This is a genomic window from Candidatus Falkowbacteria bacterium, assembly GCA_018674305.1.
Classification (GTDB): domain Bacteria; phylum Patescibacteriota; class Patescibacteriia; order UBA11705; family JABHMO01; genus JABMRF01.
The window spans coordinates 47930-71293 of the sequence record JABHAL010000015.1 but is presented as its reverse complement, the minus strand read 5'-3'; the positions used below and the strand labels follow the sequence as shown (position 1 = coordinate 71293).

21 protein-coding genes and 2 pseudogenes are annotated in these 23364 nt (G+C 32.3%); 21 read left to right on the top strand and 2 right to left on the bottom strand.

Annotated features, from left to right (window positions below; translation table 11 throughout):
• Positions 1-51: 51 nt before the first annotated feature.
• The 18 genes and pseudogenes from HN643_05725 (at position 52) to HN643_05640 (ending at position 20438) form a co-directional block, all read left to right on the top strand.
• Positions 52-942 (top strand): methyltransferase domain-containing protein, encoded by an 891-nt coding sequence (locus tag HN643_05725; protein MBT7501134.1) that lies wholly within the window; start codon positions 52-54, stop codon positions 940-942.
• A gap of 2 nt (positions 943-944) precedes the next feature.
• The gene (locus tag HN643_05720; protein MBT7501133.1) at positions 945-2063 is read left to right on the top strand and encodes a radical SAM protein; all 1119 of its coding nucleotides are present in this window, start codon (positions 945-947) and stop codon (positions 2061-2063) included.
• A gap of 151 nt (positions 2064-2214) precedes the next feature.
• Positions 2215-3591, top strand: coding sequence for a radical SAM protein (locus HN643_05715; GenBank protein MBT7501132.1), 1377 nt, complete (start codon positions 2215-2217; stop codon positions 3589-3591).
• Positions 3592-3617: 26 nt separating this feature from the next.
• Positions 3618-4694, top strand: coding sequence for a radical SAM protein (locus tag HN643_05710; GenBank protein ID MBT7501131.1), 1077 nt, complete (start codon positions 3618-3620; stop codon positions 4692-4694).
• A gap of 42 nt (positions 4695-4736) precedes the next feature.
• Entirely contained in the window at positions 4737-5621 is an 885-nt protein-coding gene (locus tag HN643_05705) for an FkbM family methyltransferase (protein ID MBT7501130.1), read from the top strand.
• Positions 5608-6669: a glycosyltransferase family 2 protein gene (locus HN643_05700; protein MBT7501129.1), complete on the top strand. Its 1062-nt coding sequence runs from the start codon at positions 5608-5610 to the stop codon at positions 6667-6669. Before HN643_05705 ends, HN643_05700 begins: the two co-directional genes overlap by 14 nt.
• Positions 6670-6679: 10 nt before the next feature.
• Positions 6680-8017 carry a hypothetical protein gene (locus tag HN643_05695; protein MBT7501128.1) on the top strand — a complete coding sequence of 446 codons (1338 nt, stop codon included), beginning with the start codon at positions 6680-6682 and terminating at the stop codon, positions 8015-8017.
• 2 nt (positions 8018-8019) lie between these two features.
• Positions 8020-9180, top strand: coding sequence for a glycosyltransferase (locus tag HN643_05690; protein ID MBT7501127.1), 1161 nt, complete (start codon positions 8020-8022; stop codon positions 9178-9180).
• Complete coding sequence (locus tag HN643_05685; protein MBT7501126.1) at positions 9149-11866, top strand: hypothetical protein; 2718 nt, start codon at positions 9149-9151, stop codon at positions 11864-11866. The genes HN643_05690 and HN643_05685 overlap by 32 nt, the downstream gene beginning before the upstream one ends.
• Position 11867: 1 nt before the next feature.
• Complete coding sequence (locus HN643_05680; GenBank protein ID MBT7501125.1) at positions 11868-13451, top strand: radical SAM protein; 1584 nt, start codon at positions 11868-11870, stop codon at positions 13449-13451.
• Complete coding sequence (locus HN643_05675; protein ID MBT7501124.1) at positions 13444-15072, top strand: hypothetical protein; 1629 nt, start codon at positions 13444-13446, stop codon at positions 15070-15072. The genes HN643_05680 and HN643_05675 overlap by 8 nt, the downstream gene beginning before the upstream one ends.
• Positions 15073-15427: 355 nt before the next feature.
• On the top strand, positions 15428-15775 hold the full coding sequence (locus HN643_05670) for a hypothetical protein (protein MBT7501123.1): 348 nt from the start codon (positions 15428-15430) through the stop codon (positions 15773-15775).
• A 216-nt stretch (positions 15776-15991) separates the two neighbouring features.
• Entirely contained in the window at positions 15992-17131 is a 1140-nt protein-coding gene (locus HN643_05665; GenBank protein MBT7501122.1) for a hypothetical protein, read from the top strand.
• 105 nt (positions 17132-17236) lie between these two features.
• Positions 17237-18802 carry a hypothetical protein gene (locus HN643_05660; protein MBT7501121.1) on the top strand — a complete coding sequence of 522 codons (1566 nt, stop codon included), beginning with the start codon at positions 17237-17239 and terminating at the stop codon, positions 18800-18802.
• A 77-nt stretch (positions 18803-18879) separates the two neighbouring features.
• Positions 18880-19446 carry an NAD(P)H-dependent oxidoreductase gene (locus HN643_05655; protein ID MBT7501120.1) on the top strand — a complete coding sequence of 189 codons (567 nt, stop codon included), beginning with the start codon at positions 18880-18882 and terminating at the stop codon, positions 19444-19446.
• A 2-nt stretch (positions 19447-19448) separates the two neighbouring features.
• Complete coding sequence (locus HN643_05650; protein ID MBT7501119.1) at positions 19449-19649, top strand: YwbE family protein; 201 nt, start codon at positions 19449-19451, stop codon at positions 19647-19649.
• Between the two features lie 21 nt (positions 19650-19670).
• Positions 19671-19892 (top strand): annotated as a pseudogene (locus HN643_05645) (hypothetical protein).
• A gap of 378 nt (positions 19893-20270) precedes the next feature.
• A pseudogene (locus HN643_05640) lies at positions 20271-20438 on the top strand (histone).
• Between the two features lie 74 nt (positions 20439-20512).
• Here the strand turns inward: HN643_05640 and HN643_05635 are convergent.
• Complete coding sequence (locus tag HN643_05635) at positions 20513-20710, bottom strand: hypothetical protein (protein ID MBT7501118.1); 198 nt, start codon at positions 20708-20710, stop codon at positions 20513-20515.
• Between the two features lie 143 nt (positions 20711-20853).
• On the opposite strand from HN643_05635, the gene HN643_05630 reads away from it, so the two are divergent.
• Complete coding sequence (locus HN643_05630) at positions 20854-21006, top strand: hypothetical protein (GenBank protein ID MBT7501117.1); 153 nt, start codon at positions 20854-20856, stop codon at positions 21004-21006.
• Positions 21007-21075: 69 nt separating this feature from the next.
• On the opposite strand, the gene HN643_05625 is transcribed toward HN643_05630, so the two are convergent.
• The gene (locus HN643_05625) at positions 21076-21321 is read right to left on the bottom strand and encodes a type II toxin-antitoxin system HicB family antitoxin (protein ID MBT7501116.1); all 246 of its coding nucleotides are present in this window, start codon (positions 21319-21321) and stop codon (positions 21076-21078) included.
• Positions 21322-21502: 181 nt separating this feature from the next.
• On the opposite strand from HN643_05625, the gene HN643_05620 reads away from it, so the two are divergent.
• Both HN643_05620 and HN643_05615 read left to right on the top strand, forming a co-directional pair.
• The gene (locus tag HN643_05620; protein MBT7501115.1) at positions 21503-21955 is read left to right on the top strand and encodes a redoxin domain-containing protein; all 453 of its coding nucleotides are present in this window, start codon (positions 21503-21505) and stop codon (positions 21953-21955) included.
• Entirely contained in the window at positions 21952-23262 is a 1311-nt protein-coding gene (locus HN643_05615) for a hypothetical protein (protein ID MBT7501114.1), read from the top strand. Before HN643_05620 ends, HN643_05615 begins: the two co-directional genes overlap by 4 nt.
• Positions 23263-23364: the final 102 nt, after the last annotated feature.

Sequence of the window (23364 nt, the reverse complement as noted above, 5' to 3'; positions counted from 1 at the left end):
TGAAAAAGAAGGAAAGTTGATAAAGGTTAGTTAGAAAATACAAAAACAAATATGCAGAATATAGAAAAATTTATTCATTATTTTCAGTGCGTTGACTGTGGTGGTCAGTTATCTTTTGATAGCAAATTAATTTGTAAAAGTTGTCAGCGGGAATATGAAGTAGTTGAGGGAGTACCAGTTTTTTTGCCTTCAGATGTAAAAGATGATCAAAAATCACAATTAGATGCACAAAGTAAATATTTTGATAAAGAGTATACAGAATTGCCTGAATATAAATTAGAAAATTGGCGCAAAAGCATGATCAAGCGATTGGATTTGGCTTCTGAAAATCAAATTGAAAAAGAGAATAAAGTTTTTTGTGATTTTGGTGTTGGTGGTACTGCTTATACAGTAATTGAGCAAGCCAAGAAATATGGACACTGTCTTGGAACTGATATTTCGTTGCAAGGAATGATCAAGGCCAGTAAATATGCTGAGCAGCAAGGTGTTGGTGATAAATGTTTCTTTTTTGTGGCTACAGTAGAGAAGTTACCTTTGAAAAGTAAAGCAATTGATTTTACAGCTTCAATTTCAGTTCTGGAACATCTGTTTGATGATCAGAAGGCAATCTCAGAACTGTGTCGAGTTAGTAATGATGTTATTTATATTGTTGTACCAAATACATACAAAAGAGTTTGGCTATTTCTTTGGCCAATGTACTATTATAATGACAAAAAGGTTGGTCATTTAAGGCATTATGCTGAAGAAGATTTAGAAAAAAAGTTTAAAAGTCATGACTTTGATAAGAAACAGGTTATTTATAATGGACATTTAGTAAAAATTTCTCAAATTCTGTTAAATAAATATTTAAGTAATGAAAAATGGTGGAAGATGGAAGAGAAAGACTTTGTTAATAAGTCTAAGATTGCAGCGCAGTTGAATTTAATTTTTGGAAGAAAATAATTATGAATATAAGGAAAAAGATATTAATATCACTATTTAACCCAAAAACTTTTTTTAATTATTTAAAAAAGGACTATTTTAAAAAAGAAAAGTACTATAAATTTGAATTTCCGGTGCAGATAACTTTTTTTATCACTGAAAGATGCAATTTGAACTGTCCAATGTGTCATGTTAGTGAATCACGGCGTAAATTTTTGGAAAAAAGCAATCAAATTGACTTAGATGTTGAATTAGTGAAGAAAGCTTTGGATGAAGCCAAGGATTTTGGCTCAACTATTCAATTAGTTGGTGGCGAACCACTACTTTATCCAAATATTTTTGAAGTAATTAAACATGCTAATAAAAATCGACTGGTAACTTCAATTACAACCAATGGAACGATTTTAAAAGCTAAAGCTAAGGAGATTATTGATTCAAAGCTTAAGTTTTTAGCCGTCTCTTTAGATAGTGGACTACCAAAGACGCATAATAAAGTGCGTGGAGCTGATAATGTGTTTGATCAAGCTCTTTCAGGGATTAAAGAAATCAAAAAGCAAAGAGGTTGGAAAAATTTTCCTAATATTCATCTCAGAACTGTAATTTCTCGAGAATCTTTGGATGATTTTGATACTGTTTATAATATTGGAGCAGCGCAGGGGATTGATGAGTGGTCAGTTAGTCAATTTTTCTATTATCCAGAAGGATTAAAAAGAAAAAATGATATTTTTGCTGATAAGTTCAAATCTGGCAAGGATATTTGGGGCATGCCAATTGAACAACAAAATTATTTTGAAAAAGAGCAGATAGAAAAGTTAAAAAGCAAAACTATTGGTTTGGAAAAGATGCAGAAGAAGGCCAAGTTCCAAGTTAATGTACAAGATCCTGGTGATTTGCAAAAATATTATGAAGGTGTACCCTTATCTGATAAATCATATTGCGATTCACCATTTTGGCAAATATTTATCCGACAGAATGGAGATATTGAACTTTGTCAGGGGATAATTATTGGTAATGTGAAAGAGGGCACTATTAAACAAGCTTGGGAGTCTAAGAAAGCCAAGCGATTTAGAGAGTTAATTAAAAACAAGCACATCACCCCGGCATGTTTTAGATGTTGTGCTATGTGTAAGTTTAAGTTTTAATAAAACTTTGTTACTTTTTGACACCAAAAAGTAACAAAAAGTGTTGGGGTTTCAAATTCGCCGTAACAAATAGTATGCTTTGGGGTTCTTTCATGGGCTCAATTTCACCCCAAAACCCCCAGGGTGGCTCTATAGACGGAAAAGAAAAATTATGCTAGATATACTATTCATTTACCCGCCGATTTATTTTAATAAAGAGGGTGGACCAGAAACTATGGATGTGGAACATCCGCCACTGGGAGTTTTGTATTTGGCCAGTAGTTTGGAAAAAGAACATGTTTCAGCAGAGATCTTAGATATTGGAGCGGAAAATATTGATTTAAACCGATTAAAAAATATAATTACTGAAAAACGGCCGCGAGTAATTGGATTTACTACCATGACAGCGAATCTTCGCGGCACTGTGCAGGCTGCTGAATTTATAAAGCAAAATTTCCCAGAAATTAAACTTATATTGGGTGGAGCACATATCAGTGCTGATAATGATTTTATCAATCGCTTTGCTCATTTATTTGATGTTGGTATTGCTGGTGAAGCAGAAACTGTTTTGCCAGCAATTATTAACAAAATGAAAACTAATCAGCCTGTGGAGAAATTTTATCAAGGAGTTCCTGTGCAGGATTTGGATTCTTTGCCATTTCCAGCAAGAGAAAAACTTCAACATGTAAAGTACAAAAAAGGTGCACATATTTTTTCTAGTCGAGGTTGTCCGTTTAAATGTGTCTTCTGTTCTCGGCCAGCACTAAGTGACAAAATGCGCTTTCGTGATCCTATGAAAATCTTGGATGAAATGGAAGAGATTTATAAACAAGGTGAAACTTTCTTTATGTTTGCTGATGATACTTTAACCTTGAAAAAGGATCATATTATTGGTATTTGTCAGGAAATATTAAAGAGAGGAATGAAAATTACCTGGACGGCTATTACTCGGGCAGATATGCTTGATGAAGATATTGTAAAATTAATGAAAAAGGCTGGTTGCCTTGAAGTAACGCTTGGAGTTGAATCTGGTAGTGAACGAATTAGAAATGAAATTATTAAGAAAAATTTAAGTACAGAAGCAATTGTCAAAGCTGCAAAGTTATGTAACAAAAATAGGGTTAATGTTAATGCTTTTCTAATGCTTGGTTTTCCAACAGAAACTAGAGAAGATATTGAAAAAACAATGCAGTTTTATAAAACTGCTAGATACAATATTGTTGGCGTGCATATTTCCTTGCCATTACCAGGTGCTGCATTATTTGAAACTGCTAAGTCTGAAAATAAAATTTCAATCGATACAATTGATCAATATGCGCGAGGCGAACTTGGCGAAGGCTTTCATGGTTCATGGCCATTTTATGTGCCAGAAGGTTTTAACTTGCAAGAATTAGAAGATTTTCGTAAAAAAGCATATTTTAAATTTTATTTCCGACCAAGTTATTTGATTCGCAGATTTTTTCAAGACATTTCTTCTTGGGAAAATCTAAAATATTCTATAAAAACAGGTTTATCATTATTAACCAGAGGAGATACATCAAGACAATGATTAAAAAAATAAACAATTTAATAGCCATGCCACGAGCGCATTGGAGTTATAAACGAAAAAAGACCAGATTGAAATATTTGCCAACCGCTCTTTGGATTGAGCCAACTAATGTTTGTAATCTGAAATGTATCATGTGTCCAAATTCAATTATTGGTCAACCAAATCCTGGCTATATGGATTTTGATTTATACAAAAAGATTATTGATGAAGCGAAGCCATTTGTTTCGTTTATAATCTTATGTATTTCTGGTGAATCACTTTTGCATCCAAAGTTTCCTGAAATGGTTAAGTATGCCAAGGATAATAAAATTGCAGTTTATATTTCTACAAATTGTACTTTACTAACACCAGAAATTTCTCGCAAACTTTTAGAAGCAGATTTAGACTGGATAAATTTTTTTTTTGATGGTGTAACCAAGGAAGTTTATGAAAAAGTTAGGGTAAATGCTAATTTTGAAAAATCATTAGAAAATGTGATCAACTTTTTGAAAATAAAAAAAGAACTTGGTGCAAAAACTGTTGCTGATTTGCAAGTTATGATTATGGATGATGAAGGGGACAAGATTTATCAAGAAAACAGAGAACAGTTTATGCAAAATTTCAAGGATTTGCCAATTGACTGTATTCAAATGCGAAGACCAAGTACTTGGGGCAATTTTCTCAGTGATACAGATAAATTTGAAGCCAAAGAATTAGGTAAAGAGTTTTCACCATGTTCATACCTGTGGAGTTCAATGCATATTCAATGGGATGGTCATTTGATCGCCTGCACCTCTGATTTTTTTGGTGATAATAAACTTGGTAAATTCCCAGAGCATAACTTAAAGCAACTTTGGAACAGTGATCAGATGGTGGCTTTTCGTGAATCAATGTTGAATAATACTTATCTTAGTTACAATAAAAATTGTGAAAAGTGTGACAGTATTTGGGAAAAACAGATTCTAAGTTTTCCAGCTGGTATGCGAGGTATTTTTGCCAGTACTTTGAATTCAATTTTTCATTACAATTTTTATAAACCTTTAAAGAAGATTGCTAAGTTTGTGAATAAAGATTTTGCTATGAATGTGACTGAAGAGGATAAGAAGAAAGTTAATGAAAGTTAATTGGGTTAATAGAGGAAACAGAAAAATATTAAATCAATAATTATGAGAAGATTATTTCCTACAACTTATATTGCCATTAGAAATTTTGCCTATTTGACAAGTTCAGGTCATTCAGGTAGGAATAAATTTAGAATCTTGTGTGCCTGGTTAAGGATAAATTTCAAATATTTAACTTATGCTACTTGGTTTAAGTTTAATACTGAGAAAATTTTTGGCTTGCATTTCAAAGCTTTTGAATACAAGAATATAAAATTTTTGTATGAAGATATTTTTTATCGCAATGAATACTATTTTTCTACAAAAAATGATCGGCCAGTGATTTTTGATTGCGGTGCAAATATTGGTATGGCCACACTATTTTTCAAGTGGTTATATCCTAACAGTAGTATTTATAGTTTTGAGCCTGATCCAGCTACATTTGAATTGTTGAAATATAATGTTGAAAAAAACAAATTAAAAGATGTTTATCTATTTAATTGGGCAATATCTGATCATGATGGGAAAATTGATTTTTATGTTGACAAGAAAACTCCAGGTTCTTTAGTTATGAGTACAAAAAAGGAGAGAATGACTGAACACCAACAGTTTTCAAGTGATAAGATTGAGGTGAGTTGTGTTTCATTTGCCAATTTTATCAGTAATCAGAAATTATCAAAAATTGATTATTTAAAAATGGATATTGAAGGGGCAGAGAATGAGGTTTTGCAGGATTTGGAGCAAGCAGGTCAAGTTGGTATGGTTGAAAAATATGGTATTGAATACCATCATAATATTAATGAGGACAAGTCTAAACTGAGTTCATTTCTGCAAATTTTTGAAAAAGCAAATTATTCATACCAGGTTGATGCTAAATGCATTCCACTTTCTGCAGAAAATAAATATCAGGATCTAAATATGTCATTTTATAAAAATTATGAGAGAAATTAAATATTCAATTGTAATTGTTAACTTTAATGGAAAAGAGTACTTGGAAAGAACGGTACGTTCTGTTTTAAATAGTAATTATCAGAATTTTAAAATCATAATTGTTGATAATAATTCTACTGATGGTAGCGTGCAGCATATTGAGCAGACTTTTGTTAAAAATCTAGCAAAAATTAAATTTGTTCAACTTGAAAAAAACTTTGGTCCTGCTAAGGCTAGAAATGAGGGTGTGAAAATAGCCACAGGTCAGGTTTATGGATTTTTGGACAATGATACAGAAGTAACAGCTGACTGGCTTATCAATGCTGATAAAGTTTTTGAACAAGATGAAAAGGTTGGCGCATTGCAGTGCAAATTATTATTCTTAAAAGATAAAAAGAGCATTGATTATGTTGGAGAGTATTTAGGTTCGCTAGGTTTTTTAATTTCAATTGCTGAGTATGGTGAACCGGATAATGGACAATATGATCAGGTCAAAGAAATATTAGCAGCCAAGTCAGCTGGAATGTTTATTACTCGCCAGGCATTTGAGGCTGCAGAAGGATTTGATGAAGACTATTTTATTTTTGTGGAAGAAACTGACCTTGGTTGGCGTTGTTGGTTAAAAAATTATAAGGTTGTTTTTTGTCCAGAGTCAGTTGTGTATCATCATTATTCAGCTACTAAGGATATTACTGACAAAAAGTTTAATAACAAACTGGTTCGGTTCCATGGTTGCAAAAATTACATTTTAACTTTGTACAAAAACTTATCTTTTAAATATTTAGTCAGAATTTTGCCTAAACATATTTTTTTGTGGAATGGTTTGGCCTTTTATTTACTTTTTAAGGGTAATTGGACTTCAGGTATTAATATTTTGAAAGGAATTATGTGGTTTTTTCTTCATCTGCCAGCTAATTACAAAAAAAGAAGAAGGATCCAAAAAAATCGTAAACTATCTGATCAGCAACTGTTTATTGAACAAGGATTATATAAAAAGAAATCAATTTTTTATTTTATTAAACGATTTACAGATTCGCAAAAAAAAGCTGTAACTCCTGAGAATCAGTAATTAGTAATGTATGAATTTAAATATTATTGGTTATGATGGTACTGGAAAGACTACGTTAGCAAAGAACTTGGTTGACCAATTTAATCAAAAATTAAAAATAGCTGAATATTATCGACCAGGCCAGGCAAGATATAATTTTGTTTTGGCTCTAAAGGTTTGGGGGAATAATAATCGTGTTTTGATATGTGATAGGGGATATTATGATTCAGCGATTGTGATGATGCCAGATTTTTTAGTAAAGTCTGACATTTTTGTTAGGATAATATTTAAGTTAATGCATTTTTTCTTGCCAGGTTTTGATAAGGTTTTTCTGCTTGACGCATCATATGAAACAATATGTAAGCGAAAAAAGGAATTAACACTGAAAGAATATGAAAAAAGAGCTAGATTATATAAATTATTAGAAAAAATAGTGCCGGTTATTAGAATAAATGCAGAGCTGGATAAGGCTGAAGTGGAGAAGTTAGTAATTGATGAAATAGATTATGATTTATTAGAGCAAAAGAAGTTAAGTGATAGTGGATTGTACGGAGTTAGTCACAAGTATTCAAATCAAAAACATGTTATAATTGAGGAAGCGCAAAGAGCATATAAAGAAACTCTTAAACTTCTCCAGAAATTGAACAAAAATTTTGAATTTGTTTTATTCAAAGCGCACAAAGATCAGGCTTATGTTGGTCATGATATAGATGTTTTGTTTAAAAATGAACAGGATTTTGGCAACTTTAGAAAAGAATTAAAACAATTAGGTTGGAAACAGAAAAAAGTTTCTAAAATTAAATTTTGGGATAACTGTAATGAAAAGTATAAGGAAATTTGGAGATATAAAAGTAAGGGGGAATTTGTCACTGTTCATTTGCATCAGCAAATCAGTTGGCGAGGTGTGATTTATATTGATAAAGAAAAAGTTTTTGTTAATAAAAAGAAACAGTTAGTTCATGATATTGAATTTGATACATCAAGTGATGAGGATGCACTACTGATTCAAGTGGCTCATATTATTTTCGAAGTGCATAAGTTAAGAATGATTGATTTATTGCATTTAATATATCTTTTAGAAAGAGTTGATGGTAAAAAATTATTAAAAAGAACAGAGGATTATCACTGGCAAGTTGCGTACAAAACATTTTTTAAGTTTTTGAAAGCGAAAAAGTATGTAAATGGAATATATCCAGTGAATATCAAGTTGAACCAGTTATTTAAAGCAAGAATTCATAAACTGTGGTTGGATTTGATTAGTTTGCGTTTAAATACTGTTGGATATGATATATTTTCATACAGTTTGGATGCAATTATGCTATATATTTTTAAACCACTTAGAAGATTCAATATCTTAAAAAGAGAATAAGAATGAAAATACTTTTATTTGAACCATTTTTAATCAAGGGGGAAAATCTTGGTGGCGATGCCAAGAAGTTGGTTCAGCTTGCAGAAGATTTGGAAAAGCAAGGACATAGTTATGAGATTATTACTGAAAATGTTGGTCCAATGTCATCTTGGCAAAATTATCATATTATAAAAAGCATATTTAAGTATAAAAAAGGTGATTATACTGGAGATGTTATTTTAAGTAGTGGTACACCATTTTGGGGAGCACTGACAGGTTTGGTTAGAAAAAAGTTAGGTATTCCTGCCATTTTTTATTTAACGCATATTAATTATCCAAAATCAAATTTTTATAATGTATTAAAGTTGAATTTTTTCAATATAATTTATCCATCAAAGAATTTTTTCCGTAATATTGATAATACTTTGTTTGAAGTTTTTCACGCAGTGTTTGATGGTTTGAAAACAAAAAAGTTTTTTTTGAAAAAGTTAAATTATGTTGATAAAGTGATTGCTTCATGTGAATATTTAAAAAATTATATTAAACCAGTATATAATAAGAAGGTGCAAATTTGTTATCCTGGTATTAAAGAGATACCTGAAAAAGATTTACCAGAAAATAAATTGGATGATGAAGTGAAATTTTTGTATTTTGGTGCTTTGGATTTACGACGAGGACCATTAAAGATAATTAATATAGCTCGTAAACTGAAAAGTTCAAAGTTTAAAATATTAGCTTGGCCGGAATATTTCCCAGCTACCAAAGATTTAATTAAACGAATTATTAAACGTTATCAGATAAGGAATGTTGAATTGTTAGGATATTGTGATGATTTTCCAGGCGAGTTTGCCAAAGTTAACTTTGTTTTATTGCCTTATTTGTATACAAACTATATGCCACCATTGGTTTTGTTAGAAGCCATGTCAATGAGGCGGCCGATAATAACTACAGATGTTGGGGCAAACTCTGAGTTTATCACTGATCAGGAAAGTGGCTTTATTATTGATACAAAAAATACAAATAAGCAAAGTCAGCAGATTCAAAAAATTATAAAAAATAATAATACAGAAAAATTAACCAGAATTGCGGATAGGGCAGCGGAAATCGTAAAAGATAAGTGTGATTGGCAAAAATTTTCCAACAATTTTAAATATGAAATTGAAAAAATTGTTTCTACAAAATAAAGTTCAAATTGTGTCAGCCTTTTGTTTATATGTGCTAATGGCTGTTTTTTCGATAAGAAAATTACTTAGCACTGTGGGTACAGTTGGACATAATTGGGATTGGTCAGTACCGAACATGGCTTCGTTTCTGTCTAATCAAGTTTATTCTTCCTTTTATCTTTGGAAAGATTCTGTTTTAGGTTTTTCTGCTATGTCTTTGACCTTGCCAGTGAAATTGTTAAGAATTATTTTGGTTGGGCCATTTTCTTTGCTTGATTTGGATGGTAATTACTTTTCTAAGTTTTTATTGATTTTTACAATGACTTTAGCAGCTTTTGGTATGTATCTGTGTTTAAGAAGGCTGCTTAAACACTATAAATTGGAAGCAAATCTTGGTTTAATGTCTTTTGTTGGTGGTTTATTGTATGGGTTTTCACCATTCCTGTTTTCTGAATTTATTGGTGGAGCTATGAGTCAGTTTTTGGCCTATGCTCTTTGGCCATGGTGTTTTTTGTCGTTCCATTATTTGATTAACAGTTCTCGCAAGATATATTTGCTAACTTCAGCAGTTCTAATTACTGCCTTGATGATCTCAATTCAACAATTTGTATTTGTGGTAGTAATGTTTTGTTTATACTGTAGTTGGTATGCTTGGCTGAAAAAAGATTGGCAGATTATTAAACGATTAATACTTGTTGGAGTTTTTTCCTTGTTTTTAAACGCTTATTGGATTGTGCCAATGATTGCTGATTTTGGTTATTTATCAGGCTTGAAAGCTCAGAAAGGTTTTGCTGGTATTGCTTTGAAAAATATTCAGTCTGCTCCAAAGGTTTGGCAGATGTTAGTCGGTACTGGTTTTTTTGATAGACACATGTTTACAGCTACGATGTCAAATGTGATTTTGCCAATTTGGTATGCTGTAATGTATTTGTCTTTGGCTGGAACCTTTCTTTATGTCACGATAAAAAAGAAGTTTAATAAGGATATTTTATTTTGGTTATTTACATTTGTTATCTTCATGATTTTTGCTACAAGTGGAAACCCGCCATTTGGTGATTTTGTGCTTTGGTTAGTACAACATTTTTCTGCTTATGCTATGTTCAGATCTGCGCAGCATTATATTCCTGGTGTGTTGTTTTGTTTAACAATAATTTTTGCGTACGGATTTACTTTGATTTTTGAAGATTTAAAAAAGGTAAATAAGAAAATTGCTAAAAGTGTTTTGATTATAATTTTGCTTGTCTGGAGTTTGCCATACTGGTATTTAGGAGATATAGGACGAGAGGTTTTAACTAAAAAAAATAAAGATCATATTGATGTTTATCAGTTAAATCCAGATTTGGAAGAAGTTTATGAATATCTAGATGAGAATCTTGAAGGTGCCAAGGTTCTGGCTCAACCAATTTCTTTTTCACCAGCGTTTGTACCAAATGATTATCAGTTAGATGGCCAGGGTGTTGATGTGAATCAAATATTTGCACCATTTAATGTTGTGGTTGATCAAGGATTTAGTAATAAAATGGGTGAGAAGTTGTTGCAAGGTTTTCGAGATTTTCAATGTCAAGCAAAAAATTCAGAGTTGTATTCAAAAATGTTACAGATTTTAAATATTCAGTATGTTTATTTCCGCACGGATATAGTACCGCATTTTAGTTGTGCTAGAATTTGGAATATTTCACAACAAAAAGAATATTTAATGAATAATAAGGATTTGAACTTGCTGAGTTTAAGTGAGAATATTGATTTATACGAATATAATGATTTTACACCGTTTTTGTACATTGCTAATAAAGATATTGTTATTGATGGTGATATGGGTTCTTTGATTTCTTACTTGGATATTTCTGAATATAATAATAACTTTAAACCTGTAATTCATTTTTCTGAAGCTGGTCAGTATGGAGAATATGCAGTTGAAGTAATTGCTAATAATACAGATATTGATAAATTAGCAGAGTTCAATAAAGAATTAAAAGAGGCTACAGAAATCAGTGATTCAGAGGAACAAGCTAGACTAAAAAGAGAAGTAAATTACAACACGGAAAATGTTGTTTTGGATGATTACAAATTAGAGATTGTTCATACGGGTGAGTATGAAATATATTTTAATTTGAATGAAGCAGGTTTAGAAGCACCTGTATATTTAAGTCTTGACGATAAAGTAATTAGAAGTGATGTTGTTATGTCTGGTGATTGGATTGACTTTGGTAAATTTAATCTTGAAAAAGATATTTATTCTGTAGATATTAAGAATGCTGAAGGACATTCAATATATGCTATACCTGTGAACAATTTGCTTTTTGTTTATAATCAAGAAAATATTCAACCAGATTATGATCAAGGTTTAGAATTTGCTAAACTAAATCCTGGCAAGTATGTTGTAGAGGTTCCTAAGTTGGATGGTATTTATAGTTTAGTTTTTAACAATGGTTATAACTCAGGTTGGACTATAAAAACATATGAAACTGATAAAGAACAAAACTTTTTCACAAAAGTATTTTCTCGTGATGAAGGTAATTTAGCGCCGGTTAGATTGGCAAATGGTTATGCTAATAGTTGGCAATTGGATGATTCAGTACTTGGCCCAACAAGATTAGTTGTTTTGGAATTTTGGCCACAAAATGTGTTTTATTTTGGAGGATTAATATCAATAATTGCACTGGGTATGTTGGTAGTGTATGTTGTGTGTTGTAAAAAAGATGAATAGTATGAAAAAAGATTTAAAAATTTTATTAATACAACCACCGTTAACGCATTATGGTGAAGATTCTAATGCTGGAGCGGTTTCATTTCCAATTAATCTTTTATCTGTTTTAAGTTATGTAAAAAAACATGGTTATGAAAATATAATGATAGAGGATTTCATGTTTACCAAGGAAAAGATTAGAAAAAGATTAGCCAATGACAGTGTGAGAATAGGTGTTGATGATACAGAGATTGAAAAGAAGATTAGAGAAAGTAAGCCAGATATAGTTGGTGTTTCTTGTGTGTTTACTAGGTATTTTATGGATTCACATAGTATAGCTAGTATTACCAAGAAGATAAATCCTGAAGTAAAAGTTATTTTTGGTGGTACTCATGCCACAAATTTCTGGCAAGAGACTTTAACTGACAAAAATGTTGATTTAGTTGTGATAGGTGAGGGTGAATTAACATTTTTGGATTTATTAAATAAATATTCAGAAAATCAATCTATTCAGGATGTACCTGGGATTGCTTATAGGAATAATAAAGGAAAACCGATCAAAACAGGTGTTCGTGAACCTTTGGATATAAAAACTTTACCAATTCTGGATTATGCCTCCTTGGACATGAAAAGATATATTACCTTTAATGAGGATTATCAAATGAAAACGCCGTCTTTTCAGTTATCAACCAGTCGTGGTTGTCCAATGGACTGTATTTATTGTTCAGTAAAAACTGTTTGGGGACACAAGTGGCGAGGTAAAACACCTGATCAAGTTCTTGATGAAATTGAATATTTGCAGAAAAACTTTGGTATTAAGGAAATTTCATTTCTTGATGATAGTATTAGCGTTGATCCACATAGGTTCAAAGCAATTTGTCAGGGGATTATTGATCGTGGATTGAAAATTTACTGGTCAACACCAAATGGGATTGCTCATTGGACATTGAATAAGGAAATTTTGTTATTGATGCGCAGGGCTGGTTGTTATAGAATTACTTTTGGTATTGAGTCAGGTAATAATGAGATTAGAAAGTTTATTGGCAAACCTTTTGATCTTGCTCAAGCTAAAGAACTTTTGCAATATGCTAATAAGATTGGAATGTGGACTGTGATCACTACAATTTTTGGCTTTCCATATGAAACTAAGGAAAAAATAATGGATACAGTTAATTTTGCTTTGTCCTGTGGTGTTGATTATGCAGCTTTTTACAAATTGACACCATATCCTGATGCTCCATTGTATAAAATAATGAGAGAAGAAAAGTTACTAAACTTTGATGCTATGATTGATCCAAATAGTCAAAATGCTAGATTGATTTCAAATTTTTTGTCAGCTGAGGTTAGAACTAGACATTTGAGTAATAAAGAACTTGACGACCTAGTTGGATTTGCGACAAAAAAGTTTTTGAAAAACAAGATTTTACGATATGTTTTTAGACCTTGGGAAGTGTTTTATAAAGTTTATTCAAAAGACAGTTTATTATATACTTTAAAGATCGTTATTAGTGTTATTAAGCTTGTCTTCCGGTCAATATATTATGGTCGGTTTGATGTCACAATGCTTAGAAAGAAACAAAAAGAAAAAAAATATAACAATGAATAAACAAAAAAATCAAATTTCAGATTTGACTTGGTATGCTGTTCCTATTTTGGTAATTGTTATTCCAATATTATTAAAACCAGGTTTTGTATTTTTAACTGACCTTGCTTGGGGTCCGCAAATAACGGTTGATTTTTTTAAGCAGTCTTTTCTGTTAAATTCAATAGTGAAAATATTGTCACTTATTTTACCAATAGCTTTTATTCAAAAACTATTTATTACTGGAGTTTTGGCAGCTATTATTTTGAGTGGTAGAAGTATAACTAGAAACTTTTTTGACAATAAGTTTGTTGTTTGGTTGGCCAGTTTATTGACTTTAGTAAATCCATTTGTATATGATCGGCTAATGTATGGCCAATTGCATTTCTTGTTAGCTTTTGCCTTGTTTGGTTTTGGTTTTTCCCATTTAATCAGGTTAGTTCAATCGAATCAAATAAAAAATTTATTCAAGGCAGCAATTTATTTCTCCTTTAGTTTAGTTTTTTCAGCACATTTTTTATTTTTCATAGGATTAGTAGGAATTATCTTTTTCTTGCTATATCTTTTTCGGATTCCGAAAAATATATTGAACAAACAAAAATTAAAAAAAATAGTTTTATGGTCACTGCTAATTTGCATTGTGATTAACTTGAACTGGATAATCGGAGTTTTTGCAACCAAAACCTTGGATCAAGATTTTATTGGTCAAACAATTACCAAAGAACATCTATTTTTTTTCAGAACTGCTGGTGAGACGGGGCAAGATGCACTGCTTAATGTTATTTTATTATCAGGCTTTTGGGGTAGTGAACAGCATCGTTATTTGGATATTGCTACTAATACTAATTTTCGAGTAGCCTTTATAATGCTAGTGCCATTACTAATTTATGGTGTCTGGCGATTATTCAAAGATCCAAAAACTAAAAAAATAGCTATCGGCCTGATAATCATGTGGATAGTTGCTATCACTTTAGCTGTTGGTATTCGTCTCCCAATAACTAAACAAATTACTGAATTCATGTTTGATAATTTCCCGTTTTATAAAGGGATGAGAGATACAGCCAAGTGGATAAGTCTAATTGTTTTGGTGTACACAGTTTGGTTTGCGTGTGGTGTATATGGTTTAACTCAAAGTAAAGTATTTAAAAGTTATAAAACAGTCTTTATAACAACTTTAATCTTTTTGGTCTGTTTTCAGTCATTACCTTTGTTTGGGGCTGGCTATGGACAGATTAATCCCGCTAGGTATCCTCCAGATTGGCAAGAAGTAGATCAATATTTACTGGAACAAGACTGTGATGGGAATACTTTGTTTTTGCCCTGGCATATGTATATGAGTTTCAATTGGATTGGTAGGATAGTTGCAAATCCAGCAAATTTATATTTTGAATGTCCAGTGATTATAGGAACAAATATTGAGATTGGAAATATTTATAGTAATAATGTAGCTAATGACAGCAATTTTATTGAAGATTGGATAAAGTATAAAGCTCCAGTACAATTATTGAAAAAAGATGAATTAAATATAAAATATATTATATTAGCCAAGGAATTAGAGTGGGAAGATTATTTGTGGATGGAGAAGGATGAGGATATTGAAAAAATAATAGATACTAAGAACTTACTTCTTTATAAAATTAAATAAGGCTATGTTTAAATTAAAAAGTGTAATCAAGTTTTTTCTAAATGATGTGGGCAACCTATTTTCATATATTTTATTGTTTTATTTGACAGCTTTTCTTGGTTCATTATTTTTTTCATCATGGAAGGCTTATTTTAATTGGCCAGCATTCCATATATGCGTTTTTAGTTTGTTTTTATTATTCATAATCAATAATTTTCATAAAACATTTACTTCATTTAAGTTTCATAAAACTAATGATAATTTAATAAAAAATACATCAAATTTTACCACAAAAACAATATTAAAGAATTCTCTTACTTTTATTAAGATTTTTTTCTTGAGGTTGTTACCTAGATTTTGCATAAATTCATATAAAATGTTTGTTAAATTTATTGCAACAGTATTTGCTATTGATAAAACTAAACAATCCTCGAATATAAAAATTATTATTATTAGTATAATCCTAGCATTATGTTTCTATATTCAAGCAACTTTTTTTGATTTCCTAATTTTAATTTTTGCTTTAAGAACGATACTGTCAACGAAAAATGAAAAATGGAGCTTTATTTTAGCCACCATACTTCTAATAATAATTCCTATTTCTATTGCTTTTGATAAAAAACTATTTGCTGAATTTTTGGCTATTTATGCTTACTATTTTCTTGTGATTGGAGTTTCAACTTTATTTATTACCTTAATTAAAAAAAAATCCTTCGAAAAATGAAAACAATAACTTCAATTTACAACATATAGTTTATCCACATACATACTATTAAAACTTTTAGAATAATAAGAAAAATGGTATAATACATTTGGTAATATATAATCTTCTATTAGGATCCAACCTTAAGCATATAGATGAATCCATATTACCATAATCATTAAGCAAACTGCTTAAAGGTCGAATGGTTTAAATTGATTAATCTTAAAATTTACCAAAATGGAAAAAAAAATAGGAAAATTTTTTAGTAGTGAGAAAACAATAGCAAAGGTAATTGTTGCTTTAGTTATGATAGTAGCTTTAGTAACAGTTTTTGACTTGAGTACAGTTTATACAACCTTTGCGACACAAGACTCTGGCTATGGTTATGGTTATGGTGTAGCTTCTGAATATGGATATGGTTATGGTTATTGGACAGAGGAAACTCCGACATTGGCAATCACATACGCTTCATGTTCTAGCAGTTGTACAATCACTCCAAATACCGCAGTTACAATTACCGCAACATTCGGCTCTGCGGTTTCAGGAACACCTGACATTTACATCACGGAAGATGCAGTAGCGACTCAAGCTTACACTGCAATGAGTGGATCAGGTACTACCTGGACATTTGGCTATACAACAGGATCAGGCGCAGCAACAGCCGGCGTGGTAGCGGTTAGAACTCATAGTGGTGACGGTTACACCCCAACTCCAACAAACAGCACATTTACCATCACTGCAGGTGGTGGTGGCAATGGTGGAGGTAATGGAGGTACTACTACAACTACTACAACGACTGAAACTGTGACTACAGATACTGGAGTTGAATTAACAACCGAAACTGTTTCAGAGGTAGTACCAACTCAGGCTGCTGTTATCAATGCAGATAATGAGGCTGAGGGATTGGAACACTTTATTGCATTAACTGGAGATGTGCCAGCAACTGATGGGGAATGGCAAAGTGTTAACTTTATTGCTTACGGTACAACAAACTCTACTGGTATGTCTGTCCGTGACCGAAAAGGTGTAGTTGGTGACTACTTCGACATATATGGTCGAGTACCGGCATCAACAACAGACTGGTATGATATTGATCTAATATTGACCAGCCATAAGCCAACTCAAAGGCAGATCAGCGCTGAACAAACTGCTCTTGTAGACTTCACAAAAGTTTACAAACGTTTGCCAGACTTTAATAACATTTACGATGAATGGGCCTTGTACTATATAGGCTACAACATCAGAAATGTTGTTAGAAACCTTGATAGTGAAAGAGCCGCCATTGGCAGCTTCAAAGGTGTATATGGTTATGTACCAAGCACTTCACATCACTGGTCAATTATGAGAGCAATCGCTTATACCGGAGCAAGTAGATAGAACTTAAAGAAATTCTATACAAAAGAGAGCAGTAACTGCTCTCTTTTGATTTTCGTAATTCATGGTATAATGAATTACGAAGATAATTAATAACAATAAGAATCTATGTTATCTAATCTTAGTCGAATTTTAATCATTTTGGTAATGCTTTGTATAGCTTCTCCAACTTTAGCACAAAGCGCATTTATACAGATCGGCGATATTCAAGGCGAAGCAGAGGATGTCAATCATGACACAACAATTGAAGTTATGGAGGCTGAAAATATAAGCGGATCAACTGAAGGCGGTGCTTTACCAACTGAAGAAATTGTTTTACCAGCAGAATATGATGATTTAGTAATAGAAGAAATAGTTTCTGAAGAAGCGATAATTGATAATGAAGTAACAGTTGAGGACTTAGAGGTTAACGCAAATGTTCAAACAACTTCCCGCTGGCGTCGTTGGTGGCAAAATACCAAACAAGCTATTTCTTTAGCTACAACTTTTGATGCCGCTAAAGCTGCAGAAAAGCGATTTACCTACGCTAATCAAAAAGTTGCTCGAGCCAAATACGTTATTGAAAATAGTGATAATGAAAAATTAAAAGCTAAAGCAGTTAAAGACATTGAGAAAGCTCAAGAATATGTAACTTACATTAAAAACAAAATCACAAGTTTCGATATAGATCCGGAAAAATTGAAAAACCTTCAAGATAAATTTACCCACCAACAGTACTTGCACCATAAAATTCTTGAAAAACTGGAAAACCAAGTGACAAACAAAGCTTATGAAAAAATTAAAGCCACCCGCGAAAGACATTTGGAAAACATGAAAGAAGTTATGGAAAAGGTTGACAATAACGATCCAGAAAAAGTAGCTGAACGTTTACGCAAAATATTTGAAGCAAAACAAGGTAGTAATCTTAAACCTTTAAACGATTTAGAATTTATTGATAAACTAAAAGATAAATTTGGAGATAACAAAAAGGCTTTTGATATAGCTATTGCCGAAAGACACAGAAAACTTGGAGAAAAAATGGAAAAAATTGATGTTCGCGAACGTGCTGCCAAAGTAAAGAATTACATGGCCCATGTTCAAGCTAAAAATGATGAGTTGAAAGAAAAGTTATTAGAAAGACGTCATAAGATTCTTGATCAAGCCGGAAAAGCCAAAGAATTATCCAGTAAACTAAAATCCACCATAAGCACAGCAAAAAATGATGCCCGACGCAGAATCGAAAAAGCTAAAATACTTAAAGCCAAGAAATTAGAATTAACTACCAAGGCTGAAAGCGGTGATGTTGCTGCAGATGAATTATTGAGAAAAATCAACGAGAAAAAGGATCTTATGAAAGATAATCAGAAACGAAAGGTTCACGAAATCAGAAAAGAAAAACAAATGCTACCAGCTTATGACGAAACTAAGTGGGATCCCCAAAAAAAGGAAGTAAAGCCTACTGTTGAAGCTAAGTTCAATCCCAAAGAAATTAATGCACCGAAAACTGAACCCTATGATCAAGGTGGTAGCACAATTAGTGATTCACCAAACAAAGAGTTCACCAATGACGGCAGCAGTAGTGTTTTTCCTAAAGTTGATATTAAAGTTCAACCCGTACAGCAAGGGCCTGGTCTAATTAAAATAAAACCAAAGGTCAAAGTTGCACCAAAAAAACAACTTAATGACACCAACTAGTTGATTTTACACAAAATTTAAGGTAAAATAGAAGATGTTAGTGTAAGCTAGCATCTTTTTAATAACAAACAGAGCAAATGTTAATTATTTACGCGCATCCAGATAAAAAAGGTCATAATGGTTTCATTTTAGAAAAAATAGAACAACTATTAAAGAATAAAAAAAACGACTATAAGCTACTAGATCTGTATGAAGAAGATTTTGATCCTATTTTACAATCGAACGAACTTTATACCAGACCCGAATCAAAAATTTCAGCTCAAGTGAAATCATGGCAAAAATTAATTAAAGAAAACAAAAAAATCATTGTGATATTTCCCAATTGGTGGAATAGTAGTCCTGCAATCCTGAAAGGTTTTTTTGATAAAGTTTTAACTAAGGATTTTGCTTTTCATTATATTGGAAAAAGACCGGTTGGATTACTAAAAGGAAAAGCGGCCGTTATTGTAACCACTGGTGGTCCAGCAATTTATGAAAAGCTAATTGCTAAAAATCGAGCCTTAAAAACCGTTACAAAAAATACTCTAGGTTTTTGTGGATTAAAAACAAAAGGCTATATGATTGACAACTGTTTTGAATTTAACCAAAAACAAAAAAACAAGATTAACAAAAAGGTTAATCAAGTTTTTAAATTTTTCAATTAAATATGGAAAATCCAGGCACCTTACGAAGCAATCTTCACCCAGGTCTTGAGGTAGCTATTGTCCTCAAACAAGACCAAAAAGGCGGGCCATTGACATCTGGGGTGATAAAGGATATACTTACCTCCTCAGCTGAACATCACCGAGGTATAAAAGTCCGCTTAACAACAGGTGAAGTAGGTCGAGTACAACAAATAATTAAGTAACTATAAGAATATTTTATTTTTATGTTTAATGCAAAATGTGATAAATGCGGAAATAGTTGTGAACTTCCGTTTACACCCTCTGGAGACAAACCGGTTTTCTGTGATAAATGTTTCCAAGAAAATAGAAAAAACTCTGACCGTCCTTTATTCAAGGCGGTTTGTGCTGCTTGTGGACAGCGCTGTGAAGTGCCTTTCAACCCAAGCGGTGATAAGCCAATTTATTGTAATAAATGTTTTGGTGGTATAAAAAGAAGCGACTCAAGTGGCGGTTCAGGTGGAGCAGGTGGATCAAGACCTGATTTTGAAACTCTGAATGCTAAATTAGACCAAATTCTAAAGGCACTTGGGATCAAAAGCCAATCTTACTCACGCCCACAAAGTCACGGCGGACGATCATCTTATCATGGACAAAACTCAAGACCCGCATACGGACAAGGTGGCCGATCTTCATATCAAGGGCGAAATTCAAGCTCTTCACGTGGTGGACGAGGCGGACGATCTTCTTATCAAGGACAAAACTCAAGACCTTCACGTGGTGACCAAGGTGGACGATCTTCTTACCAAGAACAAAAACCAAAACCTTATTCTCCTCCGTCTTCAGAAGTAAAGGCAACACCTTCAAAACCAGCTCCAAAGAAAGCTGTAGTAAAGAAAAAGGCAGTAACAAAAAAGAAGGCTACTCCAAAAAAGAAACCTACTGCAAAGAAAGTAGCTACCAAGAAGGCTGCTCCAAAAAAGAAACCGGCAGCAAAGAAAGCAGCTACTAAAAAAACAGCTCCAAAAAAGAAAACTGTAACAAAGAAGAAGAAATAGATTTAATATAGAAAGAGACGCGAGTGTGATAACTCGCGTCTCTTTGTTTTTCACTTGTCTTTTTTGATTGTGATGACTCGGACTCTACCAGCCTTAAGCGCCGCGCAGGCAACTTTGTCACGAATGACAAACCAACACAGGCCAATAAAAGTTCGAAAATACTTCATCTCCATGTTGCCAGTTGATCCACCAGCAGGAATGTTCAAATTCATAGCATACTGCAGCATATACTTTGTTCCCTTTTTCACAGTGACCTCCATGTCGCTTCAAATATACCTCAAATATCATTAGAATATTATAGCACACAAGTATAACTTTGTCAACAGAGAGAATGAATTGCATTCTTACCTATTCTAGGATATAATTAAATTGAATATTATTGCAATTCAATATGAAGAAATGCATTACTTGCGAGAAACAAATTGAAGATGAAAAAATCATCGCTAAACATGATGTTAATTTTTGCTGTGAAGACTGCTTAAAGCAATACGAAGAAAAACTTAAAGAACTTGATGGTGTGGTTGACTGGGATGATTGTTGTTAAAAGTTACAAGTACCAAAAAACAACTGCCAAATATAAAAGCCCGGAACTTTGTTCTCGGGCTTTTGGATTTCATACATCCACACTCACAACATGCAGTGAAACATTGCCGTTATAATTGGCAAGGTTAACCTGGACATTAGTTGGGATCTTAACTCCTAGTTCTGTTGCATGATCACACCAGGCAACGATTGCATCTTTAGCCTGAACTACTGCATCTTCTTCATTTCGGCCTTGAGTATTACATCCTGGCAAAGCAGGTACATCCACAAAAAAACCAGGTTCGTCTTGCTTTAAAACAACTGTAAAGTTTGACATTGTAATCCCTCCATCTTGTTAAAATTCAATTTCAGCGAATCAATTACTATTCAATTTCATTACCTTAAACTAGTAAAATAAACTTATCACAATAATCCCTCATTGTCAAGGCTACAAAAGTTCTGAATTTACTGCTATACTTAAACTATTAACTTACAACTATAATCTCACACCTTTTATAATGCAAAACTTAGAACTACAAAACAACGACGATTCAATATTAAATTTTGAACAATACCAGGGATCAGATTATTTACTATTAATCTTTTTTCGTGGAGCCTGGTGTAATTTGTGCAAAAGGCAATTAGTTGAAGTTAACAGCTTAATTAATGAGTTTACTTCCTCGAATATAAAACCTCTAGCAATTTCACCGGACACTAAGTTTAAATCTAGTTTACTTAAAACTTTTCTCAGATTAAAGTTTCCAATTTTATCAGACACTGAATTTTCTGTGATTGATTATTTTAAACTAAAAACCAAATTCAAAGATCATATCACCAGTAAACCAGCGGTGATTTTAATTTCACCAGACCATCAAGTCATATTTGAAAAAATAGGGAAGGAGTATGATGATACTATGTCCGGCAAAAATATTTTAAATAACTGTCAAAAAATCATTAAATCCAATGTATGAAAAAACTTTTTGTTTCAAGTTTTATTTTGCTCCTACTTTTGTGTCCTGCTTTGACTTTAGCCCAAGAAATTGAAATTATGCCAGTTCCACCATCACCTGACAGTTCTGTTGGTGGTATCATTTTTGGTCAAAAGCACAACTATTCTGTAACTATGCGTGGTAATGGTGAAGCAGTTATCACTGCCAGAATTGCTTTTACAAACTTTTCTGACAATGATTTATCAGAGTTGAAATTTTCCTCAGACGATCAGCTATATGAACTAATGACTTATCAACAAGTTCTACCCCAAGTTTGCGATGAATCAGTTTACAATAAAGAAACTAAAGCTAACGATTGTAAAAAATATTCAGACCCAAACTATTACCAAAACAATCGCTATTATTACGGTAATTCAAAAGGCAGTGCCAAATATTTTAAACTAAAATCACAAACTAATGGTGATTCCATTTTGATTAACCTTGAACAAACGGTTGCACCAGACAAACAAGGAGCTGTTGTTCTATCATATTATTCCAAGAGTTATGTTGAAGAGAAGTGGGGAGGTTTATTTAAGTTCAATTTTAATAATCTAAAAGCTCCCGTCAGAATCAAGGAATTAAACGTGGCAATTAGCACTGATGCAGATTTAGAAATGCGTGGACAAAAGACAACTGTAAATTATGATACTGATATGATGACAGTTGGCGAATCAGCTGGATTGGGAGCAACCAGCTTTTCAAACAAAAGTCTTGATGAAGCTTCAAGAAGAATCGGTTACTCTGGTACAATTAACAAGAAAGGAACGGATCTAGCACCAGACGAAACTTTTAATGTTCCTGGTACATATGCAACGTCTAAGCTAAGACTGAACCTTGGTCGCATTTTAACTACAATTATAATTTTAATATTGTTAATTGTCGGACTGTATTTCTTGAACCGACACTTCAGTGACAGAAAACCAAAAATGGATAAGCCACATGTAGAACCAACACACAAACCCAAAGATCATGATTCACAAATAAATCTTTTTAATGGACAATATTTAACCTGGGCTTTTGTTGCCTCTCTGTGTTTATTTGCTTTAACTTATGCATTAAACTGGCTAGATGATATTCGTTGGCATAAAGTTTTGCCCGACGGTTTTGAGTCAATGATTCTAATTGGTGTAATTGTCTTGTTTCTGATTTATTTATTCTTGATTTTTGGAGTTCCAGCAATCTTTGCCAGCAAAGGTGGATGGAGAGCTTTTGTATCAGTATTATTAGATATAGTTATTATTAGCGCAATCCTTTTTGTGATTCTTATTGCTATACTTGCCATGACCTAAATTCAAAAGTAAATTTAGATAAAAAAAGAGGCTCTAAAAAAGCCTCTTTTTTATATTGACAAAACTGAATATTAATGCTATAATTCTATGATATTGTTTTTT

Coding starts and splice junctions, on each gene's coding strand:
- HN643_05630 (MBT7501117.1), top strand. CDS start 20,854: ATGAAGAAATGCATTACTTGCGAGAAACAAATTGAAGATGAAAAAATC.
- HN643_05665 (MBT7501122.1), top strand. CDS start 15,992: ATGGAAAAAAAAATAGGAAAATTTTTTAGTAGTGAGAAAACAATAGCA.
- HN643_05700 (MBT7501129.1), top strand. CDS start 5,608: ATGAGAGAAATTAAATATTCAATTGTAATTGTTAACTTTAATGGAAAA.
- HN643_05655 (MBT7501120.1), top strand. CDS start 18,880: ATGTTAATTATTTACGCGCATCCAGATAAAAAAGGTCATAATGGTTTC.
- HN643_05680 (MBT7501125.1), top strand. CDS start 11,868: ATGAAAAAAGATTTAAAAATTTTATTAATACAACCACCGTTAACGCAT.
- HN643_05690 (MBT7501127.1), top strand. CDS start 8,020: ATGAAAATACTTTTATTTGAACCATTTTTAATCAAGGGGGAAAATCTT.
- HN643_05710 (MBT7501131.1), top strand. CDS start 3,618: ATGCCACGAGCGCATTGGAGTTATAAACGAAAAAAGACCAGATTGAAA.
- HN643_05625 (MBT7501116.1), bottom strand. CDS start 21,321: ATGTCAAACTTTACAGTTGTTTTAAAGCAAGACGAACCTGGTTTTTTT.
- HN643_05725 (MBT7501134.1), top strand. CDS start 52: ATGCAGAATATAGAAAAATTTATTCATTATTTTCAGTGCGTTGACTGT.
- HN643_05715 (MBT7501132.1), top strand. CDS start 2,215: ATGCTAGATATACTATTCATTTACCCGCCGATTTATTTTAATAAAGAG.
- HN643_05695 (MBT7501128.1), top strand. CDS start 6,680: ATGAATTTAAATATTATTGGTTATGATGGTACTGGAAAGACTACGTTA.
- HN643_05720 (MBT7501133.1), top strand. CDS start 945: ATGAATATAAGGAAAAAGATATTAATATCACTATTTAACCCAAAAACT.
- HN643_05615 (MBT7501114.1), top strand. CDS start 21,952: ATGAAAAAACTTTTTGTTTCAAGTTTTATTTTGCTCCTACTTTTGTGT.
- HN643_05660 (MBT7501121.1), top strand. CDS start 17,237: ATGTTATCTAATCTTAGTCGAATTTTAATCATTTTGGTAATGCTTTGT.
- HN643_05670 (MBT7501123.1), top strand. CDS start 15,428: ATGTTTGTTAAATTTATTGCAACAGTATTTGCTATTGATAAAACTAAA.
- HN643_05705 (MBT7501130.1), top strand. CDS start 4,737: ATGAGAAGATTATTTCCTACAACTTATATTGCCATTAGAAATTTTGCC.
- HN643_05685 (MBT7501126.1), top strand. CDS start 9,149: ATGAAATTGAAAAAATTGTTTCTACAAAATAAAGTTCAAATTGTGTCA.
- HN643_05675 (MBT7501124.1), top strand. CDS start 13,444: ATGAATAAACAAAAAAATCAAATTTCAGATTTGACTTGGTATGCTGTT.
- HN643_05650 (MBT7501119.1), top strand. CDS start 19,449: ATGGAAAATCCAGGCACCTTACGAAGCAATCTTCACCCAGGTCTTGAG.
- HN643_05620 (MBT7501115.1), top strand. CDS start 21,503: ATGCAAAACTTAGAACTACAAAACAACGACGATTCAATATTAAATTTT.